This window comes from Lysobacter enzymogenes, assembly GCF_900106525.1.
Taxonomy (GTDB): Bacteria; Pseudomonadota; Gammaproteobacteria; order Xanthomonadales; family Xanthomonadaceae; genus Lysobacter; species Lysobacter enzymogenes.
In genome coordinates this window covers 506,398-527,266 of the sequence record NZ_FNOG01000004.1, presented here as the reverse complement: position 1 = coordinate 527,266, position 20,869 = coordinate 506,398, and the positions used below count along the sequence as shown (strand labels likewise).

At 71.2% G+C, this 20,869-nt stretch carries 21 protein-coding genes and 1 tRNA gene; 4 read left to right on the top strand and 18 right to left on the bottom strand.

Annotation, left to right across the window (positions count from 1 at the left end; genetic code table 11):
* Positions 1-114: 114 nt before the first annotated feature.
* Positions 115-513 (bottom strand): hypothetical protein, encoded by a 399-nt coding sequence (locus tag BLU84_RS13205; RefSeq protein ID WP_074867555.1) that lies wholly within the window; start codon positions 511-513, stop codon positions 115-117.
* A gap of 333 nt (positions 514-846) precedes the next feature.
* On the opposite strand from BLU84_RS13205, the gene BLU84_RS13200 reads away from it, so the two are divergent.
* The gene (locus BLU84_RS13200; protein ID WP_074867552.1) at positions 847-1,938 is read left to right on the top strand and encodes a GGDEF domain-containing protein; all 1,092 of its coding nucleotides are present in this window, start codon (positions 847-849) and stop codon (positions 1,936-1,938) included.
* Between the two features lie 214 nt (positions 1,939-2,152).
* Here BLU84_RS13200 and BLU84_RS28650 read toward each other — a convergent pair whose 3' ends face one another.
* The 17 genes from BLU84_RS28650 to BLU84_RS13120 form a co-directional block, all read right to left on the bottom strand.
* Positions 2,153-2,203 carry a DUF6053 domain-containing protein gene (locus BLU84_RS28650; RefSeq protein ID WP_425479383.1) on the bottom strand — a complete coding sequence of 17 codons (51 nt, stop codon included), beginning with the start codon at positions 2,201-2,203 and terminating at the stop codon, positions 2,153-2,155.
* Between the two features lie 41 nt (positions 2,204-2,244).
* A complete protein-coding gene (locus BLU84_RS13195; protein WP_074867549.1) occupies positions 2,245-2,865 on the bottom strand; it encodes a hypothetical protein in 621 nt (206 codons plus the stop codon).
* A gap of 13 nt (positions 2,866-2,878) precedes the next feature.
* A complete protein-coding gene (locus BLU84_RS13190; protein WP_074867546.1) occupies positions 2,879-4,282 on the bottom strand; it encodes a pectin acetylesterase-family hydrolase in 1,404 nt (467 codons plus the stop codon).
* 433 nt (positions 4,283-4,715) lie between these two features.
* Positions 4,716-5,603: a DMT family transporter gene (locus BLU84_RS13185; protein WP_074867543.1), complete on the bottom strand. Its 888-nt coding sequence runs from the start codon at positions 5,601-5,603 to the stop codon at positions 4,716-4,718.
* A gap of 41 nt (positions 5,604-5,644) precedes the next feature.
* Positions 5,645-6,685 (bottom strand): UDP-N-acetylmuramate dehydrogenase, encoded by a 1,041-nt coding sequence (gene murB, locus BLU84_RS13180; RefSeq protein WP_074867540.1) that lies wholly within the window; start codon positions 6,683-6,685, stop codon positions 5,645-5,647.
* A gap of 76 nt (positions 6,686-6,761) precedes the next feature.
* The gene (locus BLU84_RS13175; RefSeq protein ID WP_074867538.1) at positions 6,762-7,823 is read right to left on the bottom strand and encodes a quinone-dependent dihydroorotate dehydrogenase; all 1,062 of its coding nucleotides are present in this window, start codon (positions 7,821-7,823) and stop codon (positions 6,762-6,764) included.
* A 219-nt stretch (positions 7,824-8,042) separates the two neighbouring features.
* The gene (locus BLU84_RS13170) at positions 8,043-8,282 is read right to left on the bottom strand and encodes a hypothetical protein (RefSeq protein WP_074867535.1); all 240 of its coding nucleotides are present in this window, start codon (positions 8,280-8,282) and stop codon (positions 8,043-8,045) included.
* A gap of 101 nt (positions 8,283-8,383) precedes the next feature.
* Complete coding sequence (locus BLU84_RS13165; RefSeq protein ID WP_074867532.1) at positions 8,384-8,677, bottom strand: DUF4190 domain-containing protein; 294 nt, start codon at positions 8,675-8,677, stop codon at positions 8,384-8,386.
* Between the two features lie 211 nt (positions 8,678-8,888).
* The gene (locus BLU84_RS13160; protein ID WP_096379113.1) at positions 8,889-9,119 is read right to left on the bottom strand and encodes a hypothetical protein; all 231 of its coding nucleotides are present in this window, start codon (positions 9,117-9,119) and stop codon (positions 8,889-8,891) included.
* Between the two features lie 127 nt (positions 9,120-9,246).
* Entirely contained in the window at positions 9,247-9,477 is a 231-nt protein-coding gene (locus BLU84_RS13155) for a hypothetical protein (RefSeq protein ID WP_074867526.1), read from the bottom strand.
* Positions 9,478-9,689: 212 nt separating this feature from the next.
* Positions 9,690-9,911: a hypothetical protein gene (locus tag BLU84_RS13150; protein ID WP_074867523.1), complete on the bottom strand. Its 222-nt coding sequence runs from the start codon at positions 9,909-9,911 to the stop codon at positions 9,690-9,692.
* A gap of 287 nt (positions 9,912-10,198) precedes the next feature.
* On the bottom strand, positions 10,199-10,423 hold the full coding sequence (locus BLU84_RS13145) for a hypothetical protein (protein ID WP_074867518.1): 225 nt from the start codon (positions 10,421-10,423) through the stop codon (positions 10,199-10,201).
* Between the two features lie 78 nt (positions 10,424-10,501).
* Positions 10,502-10,732 (bottom strand): hypothetical protein, encoded by a 231-nt coding sequence (locus BLU84_RS13140; protein ID WP_139174977.1) that lies wholly within the window; start codon positions 10,730-10,732, stop codon positions 10,502-10,504.
* A gap of 197 nt (positions 10,733-10,929) precedes the next feature.
* Positions 10,930-11,148: a hypothetical protein gene (locus BLU84_RS13135; RefSeq protein ID WP_139174976.1), complete on the bottom strand. Its 219-nt coding sequence runs from the start codon at positions 11,146-11,148 to the stop codon at positions 10,930-10,932.
* 370 nt (positions 11,149-11,518) lie between these two features.
* Positions 11,519-13,051 (bottom strand): L-piperidine-6-carboxylate dehydrogenase, encoded by a 1,533-nt coding sequence (amaB, locus tag BLU84_RS13130; protein WP_074867508.1) that lies wholly within the window; start codon positions 13,049-13,051, stop codon positions 11,519-11,521.
* 107 nt (positions 13,052-13,158) lie between these two features.
* A tRNA-Arg gene (locus tag BLU84_RS13125) sits at positions 13,159-13,235 on the bottom strand.
* Positions 13,236-13,517: 282 nt separating this feature from the next.
* Complete coding sequence (locus BLU84_RS13120) at positions 13,518-14,105, bottom strand: hypothetical protein (RefSeq protein ID WP_074867503.1); 588 nt, start codon at positions 14,103-14,105, stop codon at positions 13,518-13,520.
* Between the two features lie 457 nt (positions 14,106-14,562).
* Here BLU84_RS13120 and BLU84_RS13115 point away from each other — a divergent pair, with 457 nt between their 5' ends.
* The 3 genes from BLU84_RS13115 (at position 14,563) to BLU84_RS13105 (ending at position 20,804) form a co-directional block, all read left to right on the top strand.
* Positions 14,563-18,804: an autotransporter domain-containing protein gene (locus BLU84_RS13115; RefSeq protein WP_139174975.1), complete on the top strand. Its 4,242-nt coding sequence runs from the start codon at positions 14,563-14,565 to the stop codon at positions 18,802-18,804.
* A gap of 311 nt (positions 18,805-19,115) precedes the next feature.
* On the top strand, positions 19,116-19,607 hold the full coding sequence (locus BLU84_RS13110) for a hypothetical protein (RefSeq protein ID WP_233431130.1): 492 nt from the start codon (positions 19,116-19,118) through the stop codon (positions 19,605-19,607).
* A gap of 273 nt (positions 19,608-19,880) precedes the next feature.
* The gene (locus tag BLU84_RS13105) at positions 19,881-20,804 is read left to right on the top strand and encodes a helix-turn-helix domain-containing protein (RefSeq protein ID WP_074867494.1); all 924 of its coding nucleotides are present in this window, start codon (positions 19,881-19,883) and stop codon (positions 20,802-20,804) included.
* Positions 20,805-20,869: the final 65 nt, after the last annotated feature.

Here is a 20,869-nt window from a genome sequence, read left to right as displayed (position 1 = left end):
CTCGCAGCGTAACCGGTTCGCGGCAAAACCCACTCACCGCGAAACCCGCCTATCGTCATGCCCGCGAAGGCGGGCATCCAGGGCTTCACCGCGACAAGGCTGCGAAGTCCCGCCTCACCACTCCCGCCAATCCTCCGTCGGATCGTCCTCGCCGCGCAGCGCGCCGATCTCGGCCACGGCGCCGCGGATCAGCTCGCACAGGCCTTCGCGCTGGTCGGTTTCGATCAGGTTGTAGCGGCAACGCGCGTTGAGCGCATTGAGCGCGCGCACCGTCTGCTCCACCGCCGCGCGGGCGGTGCGGTCCAGCGCGGCGCGCGAGGGCACGCGCTCGCCGTCGGCGACGGCGTTGCGCAGGCTGGCCAGGAAGCGTTCGAGGATGCGCTCGCATTCGTCGATCTCGGCCTCGCCGTAGCCGGCGTCGGCGCCGTCCTGGGCCAGGTCCTCCCTGTAGCTGCGCATGCCGTCGAGAATCTCGTGCTTGAGCTCGACGTAATCGTTGGTCTCCACCTGCACCCGTTGCCTCCCTCGCTGGTCGCTGCGCGCCGTATCGCGGCGTGCACGCCGGAGTCTATCGGCGCGACATTGCAGGCGAAGGAAACCCGGCCGGGCGCGCGTCGCGCTGCGCTTGTGACCGCCATCGCCGCTTGCCCGATCCGCGCGCGCCGGGGCTTGACGCGGCCGGCTTCAAGCGCCCGCTTGCGGACGCGGCGCCCGCGCTTGCTAGACTGCCGGAGCCGGCCGCGCCGTCCGTAAGCCGGGCCGCTTGCGCGCCGCGCCGCGCGCGAGCCGAACCGTTCGGAAGCCGACCGTCCTCTCCACCGCGACCGTCACCGTCCCGACACCGCCGTGCAAAAACCCGACACGCCCGCCAACGAAGCCCAGCGCCTGGACGCGCTGCGCCGCTACGACATCCTCGACACGCCGCCGGAGCGCGACTTCGACGACCTGGTGGCGATCGCCGCGGCCGTGTGCGATGTGCCGATCGCCCTGGTCAGCCTGATCGACGAACAGCGCCAGTGGTTCAAGGCGCGCGTCGGCCTGGCCGCGCAGCAGACCCCGCGCGAACTGGCGTTCTGCGCGCACGCGATCCTGAGCCCCGACCGCACCCTGGTGGTGCCCGACGCGCGCGACGACGCGCGCTTCGCCGACAACCCGCTGGTCGTCGACGATCCCAACATCCGCTTCTACGCCGGCGCGCCGCTGGTGACGCCCGACGGCGAAGCGCTGGGCACCTTGTGCGTGATCGACACCAAGCCGCGCGAACTTCCGGCGCGCCAGCAGCAGGCGCTGACCGCGCTGTCGCGCCAGGCCTCGCGGGCGATGGAGCTGCGCCGGGTCGGCGGCGCGCTGGCGCGGCAGTTGCAGGAAAGCGACTGGTACGAGCGCCGCCTGCTGCAATACCAGGGCGAGCTGGAGGCCAGCCACGCCGCGCTGGAAGCCAGCAACGCCGACCTGACCGAACTGACCCGCACCGACGTGCTGACCGGCCTGCCCAACCGGCGCGCGTTCGCGCTGGCGCTGGAGCAGGCGGTGGCGCGCAGCCACAGCGCCGCGCTGCTGCAGGTGGCGGTGCTCGACATCGACCACTTCAAGACCATCAACGACGTGCACGGCCACGCCGAGGGCGACCGCGTGCTGCAAGCGGTCGCCGACGCGCTGCGGCTGTATTCGGCCGGGCCGAGCGGGGTGGCGCGCTACGGCGGCGAGGAATTCCTCATGCTGTTCGAAGGGCCGCTGCATCAGGCGCTGGTGCAATGCGAATTCGTGCGCGAAGCCATCGCCAACCTGCCGCTGGGATTGCCGCTGACGGTGAGCATCGGCCTGGCCGGCCGCCGCGCCGGCGAAGACAGCGCGGCGACGTTCGCGCGCGCCGACCAGGCGCTGTACGCGGCCAAGCGCGGCGGCCGCAATCGGGTGGTGCTGGCGGACGAGGGCTGAGCGCCCTTGTGGGAGGGCCTTCAGGCCCGAGGCTCTTGTTCAGATCGCAGTGACCTGAAAGAAAAGCCTCGGGCCTGAAGGCCCTCCCACAATAGCTTCAGTGCATCAGTGCCGACGGACCTGCACGGGCGCAATCGGATAGTGCTGGCGAACGAGGGCTGAGCGCTGCTGCGCTTTCCCTTGTGGGAGGGCCTTCAGGCCCGAAGCTCTTGTTTCAGACTGCAGCGACCTGAAAGAAAAGCATCGGGCCTGAAGGCCCCCCCACAACAGCTCAAGAGCATCGGAGCTGAGGGAACCGGCGCAGCCTCAGCGATAGATCCGCTCGCGCTCGGCCTGCAGGCGTTGCCGCAGATAGTCGTCGCGGCTCAGCCCGTCGGGAAAGCGCTGCATCTTCATCGTCTCGGCCACGATCTGCGCTTCGCTGCGCTTGTAGGCCTGGAACTTGGGATCGTGCGCCTGCTGCTGCGCCCAGGCCTGCTCGCGTTGCTGCGCCTGGGCTTTGTAGCTCTGCGCCAGGCGCTGCACCATCAGCGCCTGCTGCGCCTCGTCGGGCACGGTGGCCTGGATCAGGCCGACGCGCAGCAGCATGGTTTCGCCGGCCGACAATTCGTCGGCCTGCTCGTAGCGTTCGATCTGCGCCTGCAGCGCCTGCGCGCGGCGTTCGCGCTCGGCCGGCGCGAGGGTCTTGGCTTCGCGGAAAAACCGCTTGGCCTCGTCCTGGAATTGCCGGCGCTGCTGGAACTGCCGCCCCTGCGGCGTGGCCAGCATCGCGTGCAGGTTGGCGCCGCCGTCGGCGGCGGTGCCAGCCTGCGCGAGCGGCGCGGCCGCAGCGCGGCCGGCGCCGGCGGGACGCCAGCCCAGGCTGACCGCCGCGGCCAACGCCGCGACGGTCAGGGCCAGGCCCAGCATGACGGTGTTGCGATTCATGCCGTCGGTCCGCTCAGATCAGCTGATCGACCAGCCAGTACAGCAGATTGAACGGCTTGGCCTTGTCGGCCGCATCGCTGCTCTCGCTGGCGTCGAGCACCTTGCCGTTGCCGTCCAGCACCGAGTCGATGAACGACTTCAGCTGCAGGTTCTGCGCCTGCACGTCGCCGTTCTTGAAGTCGACGATGGTGGTGCAGTGGCTCTCGTTGAGCGCGCGGTACTGCGGGAAGTAGCCGCCGAAGTTGTCCAGCCCGTTGAGGCGCGCGGACAGGCGTTGGGTGTCGGTGCCCCACTTGGCGTGGATCAGCGCTTCCTTCGCCGCCTGGTTCGGCGCCTGGGCGATGTCGTCGTGGAAACGCTCGTAGGAGTACGAGGAGTAGTTGAGGTCCTGCCAGAAGTGGGTGTGGCCGAGGCGGTCGCCGCTGTGCTTGGCCGACAGCGCCGGATAGATCGAGCCGAGCTCGTTGAGGTCCATCTGCGGCAGGCCGGCGGCGAGGAACTGCAGCGGGCCGTTGGGCGCGTCCAGGCCCCAGACGTCGCGGATCTTGGTCATCAGCGGCTGCGAGGGATACTCGGCCGGGTTGCCGTTCTTCGGGGTCGGGAAGATCGGGCCGGAATCGTCGATCAGGAAGCCGCGGGTGGGCGCGATGTTGCTGCGGAAGGTGTCGTAGGAAATCAGGCTGCCGGCGCCGCCGGCGCTGCAACCGGTGTTGAGCATCTGCCCCGGCCGCGGCAGGTTGTCCTTGAGCCAGGAGATGACCGCGCGGCTGTTGCGCAGGCCGTTGTGGTGCCACACCAGCGGCGGCTTCTGCCCGCTGGGATCGTCGTACACCGCGACCTTGTCGCCGCTGTAGATGTCGCCGGTGCAGTAGGGCACGTAGACCATGTTCCAGCCCTGGGTCTTGACCGCATCGAACGGGCTCACCCGGGTCACGAACGGGCTGACCAGGCTGGCGCCGGGGTTGAGCAGCTTCATGTAGTCGTCGGGCACGCCGTTGGGATTGCGCGCGCCGCGCACGCCGGTGGCGCCGGTGCAGCTGGCGTAGTCCCAGCACGCGCCGCCGCCTTCCATGTAGATGATGGTGTTGGTGGTGTTGGGGACGCGGTTGACGAAGATCTTGTACGGTGAGCCGTTGCCGCAGATGGCGCCGGTTTCGGCCGGCAGTTGCACGGTCTGCCATTGGTAGTAGGCGCCGGGGTCGAAGCCGTCGGCGCGCGCGGCGTCGCGGCTCAGCAGCGGGTAGTGGCCGGTGCGTTGTTGCGGCTGCACCTTGTTGTCGGCCTTGGGCGGCGAGACCAAGTTGCGCAGCGTCTGGAAAAATCCGTAATCGCCCTGTTCGGCCTGCGAGGGCAGGCTGGATAACGCGACGGCGCCGCCCACCAGGGCGACGGCGACGTAACGGCTCAATGCGGCCATGAGTCCTCTCCTGTGATCGTCATGAAGGCAGAGCGAAACGCGCATCCGGCGCGTGCTAGGGCGTGCGCGCGGCCGGTTCCTCTCCGTACTGCAGCGTCTGGATAACGTCGGGGCAGGGGCAGGGTCAATCGGCGGCGGCCGGGTTTTCCGGTGCGGGGCGAGATTGGCCGCGAATGTGGCCGCAGGTGGCCGTTATTGCCCCGCTGCGGCGGCTGCGGGCCGGTCGGCGGCGCGGTGGGTTCGTGCGCTGCACCATGTGACCGGCATCGATGATTTCGGCGGTGGGCGTGGCGCTGCGATGCGGAGGTTTCGCCGCAGGTGTGTTGGCGCGGTCGCGGCTTGCGCCGCTCCTACAGTCGGATACGTGGCCGCCGAAGCCGCTGTAGGAGCGGCGCGAGCCGCGACCGCGCCAACACACCTACGATGCAACCGCCTATTCCCCCGGCGCCGCCCCCGCCGTCGCCGCGGCCGAAGCGCGCTTGCGCGCCAGCAACGCCTCGCGATGGGCGATATACGCGTTCGAACCGAGGATGATCGCCGCGCCGATCACGGTGTAGCGGTCCAGGCTCTCGTTGAACCACAGCCAGCCGGCGATCGACACCAGCGGCAGTTGCACGAAGCTGATCGGCGTCAGCGCCGAGACTTCGCCGAGCTTGAGCGCATGCGTCCACAGCACCTGCCCGCCGGTGCCGAACACGCCGGCGGCGACGATCCAGACCCAGGCGATGCCCTGCGGCCATTGCCAGACGAACAACGCCGGCAACAGCGACATCGGCACCCAGAACGCGTAGGTGTACAGCACGATGGTGTTGGCCGAATCGATCTTCGACAGCTGCTTGATCTGGATCGAGATCACCCCGCCGAGCACCGCCGCGGCCAGCGCGGCGAGGCTGTCGATGGAGAATTCGCTCGAGCCCGGCCGCACGATCACCAACACGCCGAGAAAGCCGGCCGCGACCGCCGCCCAGCGCCGCGCGCGCACCTGTTCGTGCAGGAACACCGCCGCGGCGATGGTGACGAAGATCGGGGTGGAGTAGGTCAGCGAGATCGCCTGCGCCAACGGCAGGTGGCCGATCGCCCAGAACCCGCACAGCATCGACACGATGCCGATCGCGCAGCGCACGAAGTACTTGGGCAACTGGTGCGTGCGCAGTTCGGCGCGGCGCGCGCTCAGCAGCAGCGGCAGCACCGCCATCAGCCCGAACAGGTTGCGGAAGAACGCGACCTCGAAGGTGTGCAGCGATTGCGAGGCCAGGCGAATGGCGATGGCCATGACGCCGAAGCTCAGCGTGCTCGCCAGCATCAGGCCGGCGGCGCGCATGGGTTGCGTCGGTGCGGGCGTCGCGGCGGGCGCGCCGGCGCTCACCAGCGCGCGCCGACGATGCGCGGCTCGGGTTCGATCGCCACCCCGAAGCGCTCGCGCACCGACTCGGCGATGCGGCGGGCCAGATCGAGCAGTTGCGCGCCGCTGGCACCGCCGTGGTTGACCAGCACCAGCGCGTGCGCGGCGGACACGCCGGCGTCGCCGTCGCGATGGCCTTTCCAGCCGCAGCCGTCGATCAGCCACGCCGCCGACAGCTTGCGCGTGTCGGCGCGGTCGCCGCGGAACACCGGCAGCGCCGGGTGCTGGGCCAGCAAGGCCTCGGCCTGCGCCGCGGGCACGATGGGGTTCTTGAAGAAGCTGCCGGCGTTGCCGAGCACGGCCGGGTCGGGCAGCTTGCGTTGGCGGATCGCGATCACCGCCTCGGCCACGTCCAGCGGCGTCGGCGCGGCGATGCCGCGCGCGGCCAGCTCCTCGCCGATGCCGGCGTAGTCGAGCTTGGGCGCGGCGCGGCGCGGCAGCGCGAATTCGACCGCGGTGATGAGGTAACGGTCGGCCTCGCGCTTGAACAGGCTGTCGCGGTAGGCGAAGGCGCAGGCGGCGTTGTCGAAGCGGCGCCACTGGCCGCTGGCCGGCTCGAAGGCTTCCACCGCGTGCACGAACTCGCGCACTTCCACGCCGTAGGCGCCGATGTTCTGGATCGGCGAGGCGCCGACGGTGCCGGGGATCAGCGCCAGGTTTTCTAACCCGGCGTAGCCCGCGGCCAAGGTCTGCATGACGAAGCCGTGCCAGACCGTGCCGGCGTCGGCGCGCACGATCGCGCGCTCGCCGTCGTCTTCGAGCACGCGCACCTGGCGGCCGCTGAGTTCGAGCACGGCGCCGTCGGGATCGCCGGCGAACAGCAGGTTGCTGCCGCCGCCGATGGCCAGGGCGAAGCCCTCGCGCAGCGGCGCGGCGGCCAGCGCCTCGGGCAGGGCCGCGGCGTCGTCGACGGACACCAGCCACGGCGCGCGCGCGGCGACGCCGAAGGTGTTGCGGGTTTGCAGCGGCGCATCGCGCACGATGCGGACGTTCGGATTCATGCGCGCGGCGGCTTGGCGATGGCGGAAAGGCGTGGAATGGCGGCGGTTCGGGCGCGGGCGGTCGACAGCAAGGCGTTCAAATCTGCGGCGGCACGTGGCCGCGGCTGGGGGCTTCCTTGCGCCGGCGGATCGCGTCCACGCATTCGCCGATCAGCGCCGGGCCGCGGTAGACCAGGCCCGAATAGACCTGCACCAGGCTCGCGCCGGCGGCCATCTTGGCGGCCGCGTCGGCGCCGCCGAGGATGCCGCCGACGCCGATCATGGGAATGGTCTCGGGCAGGCGCGTGCGCATTTTGCGCAGCACCGCGGTGGCCTGGGCCAGCAGCGGCCGGCCCGACAGGCCGCCGGCTTCGCCCGAGTGCGGGCTGCCTTCGACGCCTTCGCGCGCGACCGTGGTGTTGGTGGCGATGACGCCGTCGACCTGCAGTTCGCTGAGCACCCGGCTGGCGGCCTCGATGTCGTCGTCGGACAGGTCCGGCGCGATCTTGACCAGCATCGGCGCGCGCCGGCCCTCGCGCGCGGCGAACTTCTCCTGCGCCTCGCGCAGGGTGCCGATCAGGCGGCGCAGCGACTGCTCTTCCTGCAGCTCGCGCAGGCCGGCGGTGTTGGGCGAGGAGATGTTGACGGTGACGTAGTCGGCCAGCGGATAGACCCGCTCCAGGCAGTACAGATAGTCGTTCTCGGCGCTCTCGTTCGGCGTGTCCTTGTTTTTGCCGATGTTGATGCCGAGCAGGCCGTCGCCGCGGCGGCGCGCCTTGGACACGTTGCGCACCAGCGCGTCGACGCCTTCGTTGTTGAAGCCCAGGCGGTTGATCACCGCCTGCTGCTCGGGCAGGCGGAACATGCGCGGACGCGGGTTGCCCTGCTGCGGACGCGGGGTGACGGTGCCGACTTCGACGAAGCCGAAGCCCAGCGCCAGCAAGGCGTCGATGTGGGCGCCGTTCTTGTCCAGGCCGGCGGCGAGGCCGACGGGATTGGGGAAGGTCAGGCCGAGGGTCTTGGTCGGCAACGGCTTGGGCGCGCGCGCCACCAGCGGGTTGAGGCCGCTGCGGTAGGCGGTTTCCAGCGCCGTCAGGCCAAGGCCGTGGGCTCGTTCTGCGTCCAGTCCGAAGAGGAAGGGTCGGGCGAGGCTATACACGAGTTCGGCGCGGACGGCTCGGGCGGGGGGAGGCCGATTATCGCCCAATCGATACCGCTCGGGCGAGCGCGAGCGAACGGCTTGTACGCAGATCCTTGGTATGCCGGTGCGGCGGCGGTGCTTCGGCCGCGATTCGGCCGCGATTCGGCCGCAGTCCGGCGGCGGGCGGCGAGAGGCCGCGGCCGGGAACCGCGCCGGCCGCAGCCGGCGCGGCGGGGCTCAGGCTTCCGGCGCCGGGCAGTCGATGGTGCTCATGCACTGGGCGTAGGCGTTCTCGCAGGCCCGGGTCTGGCCTTGGGTCTCGGCGTGCAGCAGGCAGTCGTCGAGGACGTACTGGCAGCGCTGGCATTGATCGATCTGGGCCGAGGCGGTCAGCGATGCGGCGAATCCGAATACGGCGACGGCGAGCGCCGCCAGGCCGGTGCGGCGCGAACCGGCCTTGAACGAATGCAGTTCCATGGTGTTGCGTCCTGTGCGTGGCGCCAGTCCTTCTGGCCGGGCCACGCTAGAGGCCGCCGGCCGCGCGCGGCAAGCCGCGGCGCAGCATGCCGCGCGCAGGCTCAGTGCTGCTGGGCGAGGAAGGCCAGGACCACGGCCAGGCCGCCGAAGAAAACCACGAACACGATCACGCTGAGGATGGCGATGATGACCGAGGCCCAGCCCAGGACCAGGCCGGCGATGGCCAGGCCGTCGCCGTCGAGGCGGTCGGGTGCGCGGCGGATCTGCCCGCGCGCCATATGCCCGCTGACGATCGCCGCCAGGCTGCCCAGGAACGGCAACAAGGTCCAGCCGAGCACGCCGGCGATGAGGCTGAAGATCGCCAGGCCGCTGGTCTGGCGGATGGGTGCTTGCATGCGGACAGTCCTTCGCTTGAGTGAAACCGGTCACAGCATACGGCGGCGGCCGCGCTTGGGCCAACGCGGCGGCGCGACGAGTCGCAGGCGCATCGAGTTCGCGTGGGCCTCGCGCCATGCCGGCGTCGATGCCGCGCGCAGCGCAGCGACGAAAAAGCCCGCGGACTCGCGTCCGCGGGCCTGGGCGACAACACGCGTCGCCGGCGCCGGATCAGAAATCCGGCGGCAGGCTGATCATGCAGCCGTTGGACGTCTGGCAGTTCCAGAAGTCGTTGGCGCAGGTTTCGTATTCGCCGCCGGCCGAGCGGCAGGCGTAATACTGGCCTTCGCAATGATCGCAGCCGAAGCCGGCGGCGGTGGCCGTCATCGTCGCGGCGAAGCCGAACGCGGCCAGTGCGGCCGCGCCCAGGCGCAGGCGGATGCTACGGTTCCGTGTGTTCACAAGACCCTCCTTCATGTGTCGCCAGTCCATCTGGCCCGCTCATGCTAGGGCGGCGCGAGCCGGCGCAACGCCGACTGCGTCGCGGTCCGCGCAGACGGCGCGCCGTCTGCGCGGATGCTTGCGCAGTTCAGATTTCCGGCGGCTCTTCCAGCGGGCAGCGGTTGACGCGTTGGCAGAAGAACAAGTCGTTGCGGCAGGAATCGGCGTCGTAGCCGGCGGCGCGGCAATCGTAGTAGCCGGTCATGCATTGCGCGCAGTCCGGGACGGCGGCGGTCGCGGTCAGCGCGGCGGCGAAGCCGAACGCGGCGACGGCGAGCGCGCCCAGGCGCAGATGGAAACGGCGGTGGCGTGCGGGCATGGAACCTCCTTGGTGAGTCGTCCTGGGTGAGTCGCCACAACATCAAGCGTGGCGATGTTCGGCGCATGCGGTCGATGCGTTCGTCGCTGCCGTCGCGTTGTTGCTCAGTCGATGCGTGGCGGCGGTCGTTGCGTGCGCGATGGCGTAACGTGGTTAGGAATCCAGCGCGAAAACGCGCGTGGCTGACAGCGGTCGCTGCGGTGCGCGCGCCGTCAGCCCGGCGGGAACGTCGCTTCGCAGCCGTTGGCGGTCTGGCAGTCGAAGTACTGCTGCAGGCAACTGGGCTGCGCATCGGGCTGGTTTTCCTCGCACAGCCAGTAATCGCGCAGGCAATGGTCGCACTGGGCGATGCCGGCGCTGGCGCTTAGGGCGAGGGCGAAGCCGAACGCGCCGCAGGCGATGGCGGCGAGGCGTGCTGAACGATTCCTTGTCATGACGGGCATTCCCTGGCGAGCCGGCGGTGTGTGGTGGAGGGCCATGCTAGGGCGGCGGCGCGCGCGGGATTGGCATCGGCGTCGCGGTCCGCGCATGCGGCCGGGCGAGGGCGATTGCCTGTTGCGGCGATGCAACGCGGATGCACGAACGTGCGGATGCTTCGTGCGATCGGCGCATCGTTGCGGATGGCGATTTCGGTCGGCGGATGCGACGCGGCGGCGCGCGCGCAATCGCGCCGCCGGCCCGCGCACGCGTGCGCGCGGGCCGACGGCGCTGCGGTCGCGGATCAGATTTCCGGCGGAAAGCTCAGCGGGCAGCCGTTGGCGCGTTCGCAGGCCCAGAACTCATTGAGGCAGCCGTCGTAATCGCCGCCGGCATTGCGGCAGGCGTAGTACTGATCCAGGCATTGATCGCAACGCGGCACGCCGGCGGTGGCGGTCAGCGCGGCGGCGAAGCCGAACATGGCGAGGGCCAGCGCGACCAGGCGCGGGCGGATGCGGCGGGTGTTCATGAGACCTCCTTGGTCGTGATCGAGTCGGCAGTGGTGAAGCGGCAAGCCCGGCTGCGCGCGCGCAGCGGCGCGCCGGGCTCAGAACGGCGGCAGGCCGACCGGGCAGCCGCCGTCCATCTGGCAGTTCATGAATTGGTTCGAGCAGGTGCCGTAGTCGTTGCCGCTGTGGTCGCGGCAGTAGTAGTAGTCCTGCACGCAGTGCAGGCATTGCGGCGGCTCGGCGCTGGCGGCGAGCGCGGCGCCCAGGCCGAACGCGGCCACGGCGAAGGCGATCAGGCGCGGGCGGATGCGACGGTTCCGTGTGTCCACAAGCTTCACTCATGTGTCGCCAGTCCTTCTGGCCCGGCCATCCTAGGCGCGCGGATGCGGCGGTATCGGCATCGGCGTCGCGGTCCGCGCACGTCGCGCGCAGCGCTGGCGCGCACTGCTCAGCGCGGCGCGACGCCAGCGCGAACGGCCCGCGGATTCGCATCCGCAGGCCGTCGCGTCGCCGATCGTGCGCGGACTCAGTCCGGCGGGAAGGTCGGCTCGCAGCGATTGTCGATCTGGCACTGGAACAACTGGTCCATGCAGCTGGGCTGCGCGTCGGGGGTGTTGTCCCGACATTGGTAATAGCCCTGCAGGCAGTAGTCGCAGTTCGGCAGGCCGGCCGACGCGGTCAGCGCGGCGGAAAAACCGAATACGCCCAGGGCCACTGCGGTCAAACGGAACATGCGGCGTGACATCGCGAACGCTCCTTTTCCTGTCGCCAGTCCATCTGGCCCGTCGATGCTAGGCGCGCGCAGGCGTCCGGGTCATGTGCGGCCGCGGCGGAATTCACGCGGGGGATCACAGAACGCAGCGCTCGCTGCGGTGCGGCATCGCGCGGCGATGCCGGGCGCTGCCAATGCCGCGTTTTCCGACGGTACGCGGCGGGCTCCCGCAGCCTTCGCCGCGGCGATGCGACATCGTGCGCCGACGGCGGGCGCGACTTCGAACGCAACGACGCCGAACGCGAAGATTCCGAACACAACGACGCCAAACGCAACGGGGCGGCCGTCGCCGGCCGCCCCGCAGTCGCGATTGCCTTGCGCCGCGTTGCGGCGCGCTATCGCATTACAGATCGAACTTGATGCCCTGGGCCAGCGGCAGCGCGTCGGAGTAGTTGATGGTGTTGGTCTGGCGGCGCATGTACGCGCGCCACGCGTCCGAACCCGACTCGCGGCCGCCGCCGGTTTCCTTCTCGCCGCCGAACGCGCCGCCGATCTCGGCGCCGGAGGTGCCGATGTTGACGTTGGCGATGCCGCAATCCGAGCCGGCCGCCGACAGGAACGCTTCGGCCGCCTTGAGGTTGGCGGTGAAGATCGACGAGGACAGGCCCTGCGGCACGTCGTTCTGCAGCGCGATGGCTTCATCGAGCGTGCTGAACTTCATCACGTACAGGATCGGCGCGAAGGTTTCGGTCTGCACGACTTCGGCGTCGTTGGTCAGGCCAGTGACGATCGCCGGCAGCACGAAGTTGCCCTTGCGGTCGATGCGCTCGCCGCCGGTCTCGACCTTGCCGCCGGAGGCCTTGGCCTTGGCGATGGCGTCCAGGTACGCCTGCACGCCGTCCTGGCTGTTGAGCGGGCCCATCAGGTTGGCCGGGTCGGTCGGGTCGCCGATCTTCTTCTCGACCTGCTTGTACGCGGCGACCAGCTTGGCCAGCACGTCGTCGAAGATCGACTCGTGCACGAACAGGCGACGCGTGGTGGTGCAGCGCTGGCCGGCGGTGCCGACCGCGCCGAACGCGATGGCCGGGATCGCCAGCTTCAGGTCGGCGCTGGCGTCGACGATGATCGCGTTGTTGCCGCCCAGTTCCAGCAGCGAACGGCCCATGCGGCGGGCGACGCGCTCGCCCACGTGGCGGCCGACCTTGGTCGAACCGGTGAAGCTCACCAGGCCGACGCGCTTGTCGTCGACGAAGTTCGAGGCCAGCTCGGTGCCGGCGTCGTTGAACAGGAAGAACAGGTCGGGGAAGCCGCCGGCGCGCAGCGCCTCGTTGCAGATCTTCATCGACGCGATCGCCGACAGCGGGGTCTTGGGCGAGGGCTTCCAGATCGAAATGTCGCCGCAGATCGCCGCGATGAAGCTGTTCCAGGCCCACACCGCGACCGGGAAATTGAACGCCGAGATGATGCCGACGATGCCCAGCGGGTGCCACTGCTCGTACATGCGGTGGCCGGGACGCTCGGAGTGCATGGTCAGGCCGTAGAGCTGGCGCGACAGACCGACGGCGAAATCGCCGATGTCGATCATCTCCTGCACTTCGCCGTCGCCCTCGGGCTTGGACTTGCCCATTTCCAGCGCGACCAGCGAGCCCAGCGCGTCCTTGTGCTTGCGCAGCGCGTCGCTGCACAGGCGGATCGCTTCGCCGCGGCGCGGCGCCGGGGTGGTGCGCCACACCGCGAAGGCGGCCTGGGCGCGGGCGAGGATGATCTCGTAGTCGGCCTGCGAGGACGCCTGCACGCGCGCCAGCACTTCGCCGTCGCTGGGGTTGACGGGTTCCAGCACGCCGGCGTCGGCGGTCTTGGACCATTCGCCGTGGCCGAGGTAGGTGCCGGACTCGTTGTCTTTGAGTCCCAGGGCGGCGAGAACGGGGTGGGTCATACCGAAAGCTCCATGTGGTGGCACGCCGGGGGGCGTGGCGAACGGATTGAACTGGTTGCGACGGCGACGCGCGGGCCGCAATGGCGGCGGCGCGTCGCGCCGGAAGGTGGCGACCCCGACACGATTCGAACGTGTGACCTTCCCCTTAGGAGGGGGATGCTCTATCCAGCTGAGCTACGGGGCCGGCTTTGAAATCAATGGCTTATACGGGTTCTCCGGGAGCCGGGCGGTTCCGGAACCGAGCCCGTGCATCACGGGACGCGACACCACGCCATCGCCCTATTGTAGCCAGGGGGGCGCTTTCACGGCAGGGGCGATGGTTGTGCGGGTGAGGCCGCTGGGGTTGCGCGTGTTGCCGCGCCCGCGTGCGGGCGGGTGCGCGGGCCGGCGAAGCGGTCGCCGGGCCGCTGCGCGCAGCGCCGGCCGCGTGGCGGCCGGGCGTTCGTCGGTTCCGGTCGGAGCCGGTTCAGTGCTGCGGGCACTGCCCGTGTTGCTTGAGGATCTTCAGCTTGGCGGCGTCGTTGCGCGCGATGTAGTCGCAGGTCAGGTACTTGCCGTAGTCGCCGGTGATCTGCTTGCCCTGCGCCGAGACCATGAAGGCCTGCACGCGCTTGCTGCAGTCCGACGACAGGAAGGCGATGACCGCCTGCTGTTGCGCTTGCGGCAGCGCTTCGAGCTCGGCCACCAGCCGGTCGGGGACGCCGGCCTTGCGGCTGGCGCCGCGCAGCGCGGCGCCGTCGGCGGAGTCGACGAAGGCCGCGCAGGCGCGGGCGTCCTCGGCCGGCAGCGACGGCGCCAGGCCGTCGGCGATCCGGCCGGCGAGCGCGTCGGGGTCGAACTGCGCGAACGCCCCGCCGATCAGGGCGCGAAGCTCGGGTTCGTCGGCGGCGCCCTGTTCCAGGCTCTGGTTCATGGCATGGCGGACGTAGAACACGTCGAGGAAGTAGGCCACCACCCGTTGCAGCCCCGGCTCGGCGCGGGTCTGGGCGTGGCTGGCCGTGCACAGCCACAGCAACGGCGCCAGCGCCAGCAGCCGGATGAGCGGACGTTTCATCGGTGATCCCCTGTGGTCCGGCGCGCGCAGCGGCGCCGCGGGCGCCACTTTAGCCCAGGCCTGTGCGATTTCGGCGCCTGCGCCGGGCGCTGCGGGCGCGCGTCCGCCTTGCACGGCCCCTGCATCTACCGATGGTCGGTCGATGTGGCCGCGCGTCGCTCCGATGATGTTTTTAAGCATGAATAATGCGTACAAGGAGTTCGAATAAGTGGCCTGAATTGCGCTTATTCCGCGTTAACGGGGAAAGAAGCCTGGGATTCCAGGCCGCAGTGACGTCCGGACGGCCGCTTCAGCGACGGCCGTGGACGTAAGCGAACCGGGCGCTGCGCCCGGCTCGCAATCGGGGCGCGCCAGGGGCTGGCGTCGTCAGGGGATCGGGATGGCAGGGCCGCACACCGCGGTCCGGCAACGGGCGCCGCTGAGCAGCGGCCCGTCAGGGGACAACATGATCGGTTCGATGGGTGGGACGAAGCGCGCGGGCGCGTCGTTGGATGCGGGCCTGCGGGCACGCCAGGGGCGGCGTCGCGCCGCGTGGTGGGGTTGGCTGCTGCTGCCGGGCCTGGGCCTGGCCGGCGCGGCCCAGGCGCAGAGCTGCGCGGTCGGCGAGACGCCGGCGGCGTTCGGCTTCACCGGCGGCGAGCAGGTCTTGACCGTCCCGTCCGGCGTGCAATCGCTGACCGTGTACCTCAGCGGCGCGCAAGGCGGGGCCGGGCGCAGCGGCGCCGGCACCATCGGCGGCAGTCCCAATTCTCCCGGCGGCACCGGCGGCCTCGGCGGACGCGTGCGCGGCACCCTGGCGGTGACGCCGGGCGCGACCTTGTCGATCTGGGTCGGCGGGCAGGGCTCGCAGGCGGTCAACCCCGGCGGCGTCGGCCAGGGCGTGGACGGCATCGGCGGCGGCGGCACCGACCTGCGCCTCGGCGGCAACGGCATCGGCAACCGCGTCGCCATCGCCGGCGGCGGCGGTGGCGGCGGCAACGCCGGTTGGAGCACCGCCAACGTGATCGCCGGCGGCGCCGGCGGCGTCGGCGGCGGCGGCACCGGTGGCGCGGGCGCGACCGTGCCCGGCGGCCCCGGCCCGTTCGGCGGCGGTGGCGGCAGCGTCGGTACCGGCGGCGCCGGCGGCGCTGGTTGCGGCAGCTTCCCGGCCACGGCCGGCAACGCGGCCAACGGCAACGGCGGTAGCTCGTTCAACTTCTCCGGTTCGTTCGTAGGCGCCGGCTTCGGCGGCGGCGGCGGCGGCGGCGCCACGGTCGGCGCGGGCGGCGGCGGAGCGGGCGTGGGCACCACCGGCTGCCAGCAGAACTGGAACGGCGGCGGCGGCGGCGGCGCGGGCGGCAGCTCGGGCGCGACCGGCTTGTCCGCGGTGTCGATCAACAACGGCGTGCAGGCCGGCAACGGCGCGGCGCTGATCTGCTTCGCCTCGCCGCAGTATTCGGTCGGCGGCACCGCGGCCGGCCAGACCGGCCCGGTCACCCTGCAACTGGCGGCGACCAATCCGGCCAGCAGTCAGCAGGTGGTGGTGGCCCAGGCCGCCAATACCTTCGTTTTCCCCACCCGCTTGCCGCAGGGCGCGAACTGGAACGTCAGCGTGCTCAGCGCGCCGGCCGGGCAGTTGTGTTCGGTCGCGCCGGCCAGCGGCGCGGCGATCGCCGCGGACGTGAGCAACGTCGCGCTGACCTGCACCACGGTGACGGTCGCGATCGCGCCGGCGACCTTGCCCAACGGCGCGCTCGCCACCGCGTATTCGCAGACGCTCAGCGCCAGCAGCGGCAACGGCGGCGTCGCGCCTTACACCTTCGCGATCAGCGCCGGCGCCTTGCCGGCCGGGCTGACCCTGTCGGGCGCAGGCACGCTGAGCGGCACGCCGACCGCGGCGGGCTCGTTCAACTTCACCGCCCAGGCCACCGCCAACAACGGCTTCAGCGGCACCCGCGCCTACACCCTGGTCATCGCCCAGGGGACGCAGGCCATCACCGCGTTCGCCGCCAATCCGGCCGCGCCGACCTATGCGCCGGGCGGCGCGTTCACTGTGTCGGCCAGCGGCGGCGCCTCGGGCAACCCGGTGGTGTTCGCCAGCACCACGCCGGCGGTGTGCACGGTCGCAGGCAGCACCGTCACCATGCTCGCCGCAGGCGCGTGCGGGCTGACCGCCAACCAGGCCGGCAACGCCAATTACAGCGCCGCGCCGCAGGCGAACTTGAACGTGACCATCGGCCAGGCCGCGCAGGCGATCTCCGCCTTCGCCGCCAACCCGGCCGCGCCGGTGTATTCGCCGGGCGGCACCTTCACCGTTTCCGCTACGGGCGGCGCCTCGGGCAATCCGGTGACCTTCGCCAGCACCAGCGCCAGCGTGTGCACGCTCAGCGGCAACACCGCGACCATCCACAGCGCCGGCACCTGCGCGCTCACCGCCGATCAGGCCGGCAACGGCAACTACGCCGCCGCGCCGCAGGCGAGCTTGAACGTGACCATCGGCGCGGCGACCCAGTCGATCAGCAACTTCGCCGCCAACCCCGCCGCGCCGGTGTACGCGCCGGGCGGCAGCTTCACCGTGTCGGCCACGCCGGGCCTGTCGACCAGCCCGGTGGTATTCGCCAGCACCACGCCGGCGCTGTGCACCGTCGCCGGCAACACCGTGTCGATGCTCGGCGCGGGCAACTGCGCGCTGACCGCGAACCAGGCCGGCGACGGCAACTACAGCGCTTCGCCGCAGGTGAACTTGAACGTCGCCATCGGCCTGGCCGCGCAGACCATCACCGGTTTCGCCGCCAATCCGGCCGCGCCGGTGTTCGCCGCCGGCGGCAGCTTCGCGGTTTCGGCCACGCCGGGCGCCTCGACCAGCCCGGTGGTGTTCGCCAGCACCACCGCCGCGGTGTGCACGGTCAGCGGCAGCAGCGTGACCATGCTCAGCGCGGGCACCTGCGGCTTGACCGCGAACCAGGCCGGCGACAGCAACTACAGCGCCGCCGCGCAGGTGTCGTTGAACGTGACCATCGGCGCCGCGGCGCAGGCGATCAGCAACTTCGCCGCGAATCCGGCGACGCCGGTGTACACGCCGGGCGGCAGCTTCGCGGTCTCGGCCAACGGCGGCGCCTCGGGCAATCCGGTCACGTTCGCCAGCGCCTCGCCGGCGGTGTGCACGGTCAGCGGCAGCACCGTGGCGATGCTCGCCGCGGGCACTTGTTCGCTGACCGCGGACCAGGCCGGCAACGTCAGCTACACCGCCGCGCCGCAAGTCGCGCTGCAGGTGGTGATCGGCGGCGCGACGCCGACGCTGTCGTGGATCGGCGACCTCGCCAAGACCCTCGGCGAAGCCGCGTTCGACCTGCCGAACCCGAGCAGCAACAGCAGCGGCGCCTTCACCTTCGCCAGCTCGAACACCTCGGTGGCGACGGTGAGCGGACGCCGCGTGACCATCGTCGGCCCCGGCACGGCGACGTTGACCGCGACCCAGGCGGCGACGCCGAACTATCTGCAGGGCAGCGTCAGCCTGGTGCTGACCGTCGCCGACCGGCCCGACCCGACCCGCGATCCCAGCGTGGTCGGCGGCCTGCAGGCGCAGGCCGACGCCAGCGTGCGCTTCGCCGCCGCGCAGCAGTCCAACATCAACGACCGCCTGCGCCAGCAGCGTTACGCCGGCGCCAACCGTTCCAGCAACGGCCTGGCGCTGAGCGTGAACAGCCGCTCGGGCGGCGGGATGTCGCTGAGCGGCGAGCAGATCGCGCAGATCGACGGCTCGCGCCTGCCGCAGGGCTGGGGCGTGTGGACCGCCGGCACTGTCAGCAGCGGCCAGCGCGACCGCAACGCGCGCAGCGACGGCTTCGACTTCCAGAGCGACGGCGTCACCGTCGGCGCCGACTGGCGCATGGGCGAGCGCTTCCTGCTCGGCGTCGCCGGCGGCTTCGGCTGGAACGACACCGACCTCGACGACGGCCGCTCCAAGCTGGAAGCCAAGCAGCGCGCGTTGTCGCTGTACGGCCTGTGGCGGCCGAGCGAGCGCTGGTTCGTCGACGGCATCCTCGGCTGGGGCCGGCTGGACTTCGACATCCGCCGCTTCAGCGCCACCGCCGGCGCCATCGCCCGCGCCGACCGCGAAGGCGACCAGGTGTTCGGCACGCTCACCGCCGGTTACGAGCACACCAGCGCCGGCGGCGTGCTGCTGACCGGTTACGGCCGCCTCGACGGCAGCCGCACCAAGCTCGACGGCTACCGCGAAACCGGGCTGGGCATCTACGACCTCAGCTACGGCTCGCAGACGGTGGAAAACAGCGGCGCCGCGCTCGGCCTGGAAGGCAGCTTCCCGATCCTGACCACGCGCGGCAACGTGTTCCGCCCGTACTGGACGATCGAGTACCGCCAGGCGCTGGAAGACCGCAGCGACGTGCGCCTGAACTACGTGATCCTGCCGGCCGCCAACGACTACCTGCTGCGTATGCGCAGCTACGGCGACAACGCGCTGAGCTACGGCGCGGGCCTGGACATGGAACTGGCGCGGCGCTGGCGCCTGTCGTTGCTGCTGCGCCGCCAGCACGCCAGCGGCCTGGACGCCGGCACCAGCTTCGGCCTGTTGCTGTCGTACTCGCCGGCCAGCGGCTTCGGCGCCGCTTCGGCGATGGCGGCGGCGCCTGCGGGCGGCGATGCGCCGGCCGGCGAAACCGGCACGCAGCGCACCGGCAGCAGCGACGGCGCTCGCTGAGCGCGCGCTACGGCCCGGAGCGTCGCTCCGGGCCGGCCTGGAACAGACGCAGGAGGGGCGAAAGCCCCTCCTTTTTTGTGCGCGAAACCTGCGCGGCGTTGCTTCGATGTGCGCCGGCGTCGCCATCGAAGTGCGCTCTCGCCATCCCCGGCGCACGCCGCCGTCCAGGCTCACGTTGCGCTTACATTCCCGGCGAAGGCATTGGCTATCCTGCCGGCGGCCCCAGCGCGCGCCGATCGGATCGGCGCCGGGGCCTTGCCCCGCGGGCATCCCCCGATGCCCCTCGCAGTCGTCGAACAAGGAGTTTCGCCATGCCGAGCTTTACCCCGTCGCGTCGTGTCCGCGCGCGTTCCGCCTCGCCCCGCCGCCTGTTCCCGCTCGCGCTCGCGCTGCTGCTCGGCGCCGGCGCCGCCCACGCCCAGAGCGACAACGAAGTCTACGAAGCGGCCATCGCCAAGGCCTCGCGCCTGTGCCCCGGCCATTCCAAGGAACGCACCACGCCGGGCGTGCGCGCGGTCCCGGTCGGCGCGCTGCGGGTGCTGGCGCAGCGCAACTACACGATGTGTCCGGATCGCCGCCTCGACGCCGCCGCGCCGGCGGTGTGGTACGGCCAGGTCGGCGTGTTCGCCTGGAATCCGGAGGTCGAGGGCGCGGCGAAGCTGATCGCCAAGCAGATCGACGCGATGACGCGCAAGGAAGATTTCCCGCCCGAGACGCTGGTGTGGAAAGCCGACGGCCGCCCGGCTCAGGGCGTGACCGTGCCGATGTTCGAGCCGCGGCCGCGGCCGGTGGGTTCGTACTGAGCGCGGCCGGCGCTTAGCGGTCGCAGCGCGCGGACGCGGCGTGGGCCGCGTCCGCGTTGTTTTTGAGGCGCGTTGTTTTGGGCCGCGCTGTTTCTGAGGCGCGCCGTTTCGCAGCCGCGCCGTTTCCGGGCTATTGCCGAGTAATTGCGCGACCGGCGCCGCTCCGGCGCGCGATGTTGCCGCACCGGCCGGTTGCGCGCGTGGCGGCTGACAAGCGCGCGCCGGCTGGCTTATCGTCGGCGCACCCGCACCGTGCGCCCGCCCGATCGCCTCATGCAGCAACACGCCGACCTGCTGATCGCCTTGCTGACCCGGGTCCGGCTGGAAGCGCGCTTCGTGTGCGAAACCAACCGACCGCAGCGTTGGCGCGAGGGCGGCGCGGATTCTGCGAACGCCCTGTTCGTGTACGCCGCGCGCGGCCGCATCGAACTCGACGATCGCGGCCGCACGCTGGTGCTGGAGCAAGGCGATCTCGCGCTGCTGCCGCACAGCGTGGCCGAACGCATGGCCGGCGCCGCGGCCGACGCCGAATTGCCCGCAGCGCTGCTGCGCGGCGATGCCGCCGGCGCGCAAGGCGAGACCGCGCCGCGCGCGCTGTGCGCCGGCCTGCACTACGACGCGACCAGCGCGATGCCGCTGTGCCGGCTGTTCGGCGCGATCATGATCGCGCCGGCCGCGGCCATCGCCGGCGAGCCGATGCTGAGCCACGCGCTGCACGGGCTCAGCCGCGAACTCGAACGCACCGCCGCGTTGCGCAATCCGGTGCTGCTGCGCGCGCTGGAACTGATCTACGCGCTGGCGCTGGAACTGGCCGTCGCCGGCGCGGTGCGCGCGGGCGAGGAGCAGGCCGACACCGCCTTGCGCGATCCGCGCATCGCGCGCTGCCTGTACTACATGTACACCCACTTCGGCGAGAAATGCTCGCTGGACGAACTGGCCGCGCACGCCGGCCTGTCGAAGTCGGCCTTGTCGGCGCGCTTCAACGCGCTGGTCGGCGAACCGCCGGCGCGGCACCTGGCGCGCATCCGCGTGGCCGAAGCGCGGCGGCTGCTGCGCAGCACCGAACTGTCGCAGGAAGCCGTGGCCGAGCAGGTCGGCTATGCCTCGGTGGTGGGGATGCACCTCGCGTTCCGCAGCATCGCCGGAGAACCGCCGGGCGCCGCGCGCCGGCGCGCAGGAGCGGGCGAGGCGGTGTGAGTCCGGGCAAGACCTCCGGCTTGAGCGCCGCGCCGCAGCGGCCGTGGACGATCGTTTAAACGCCC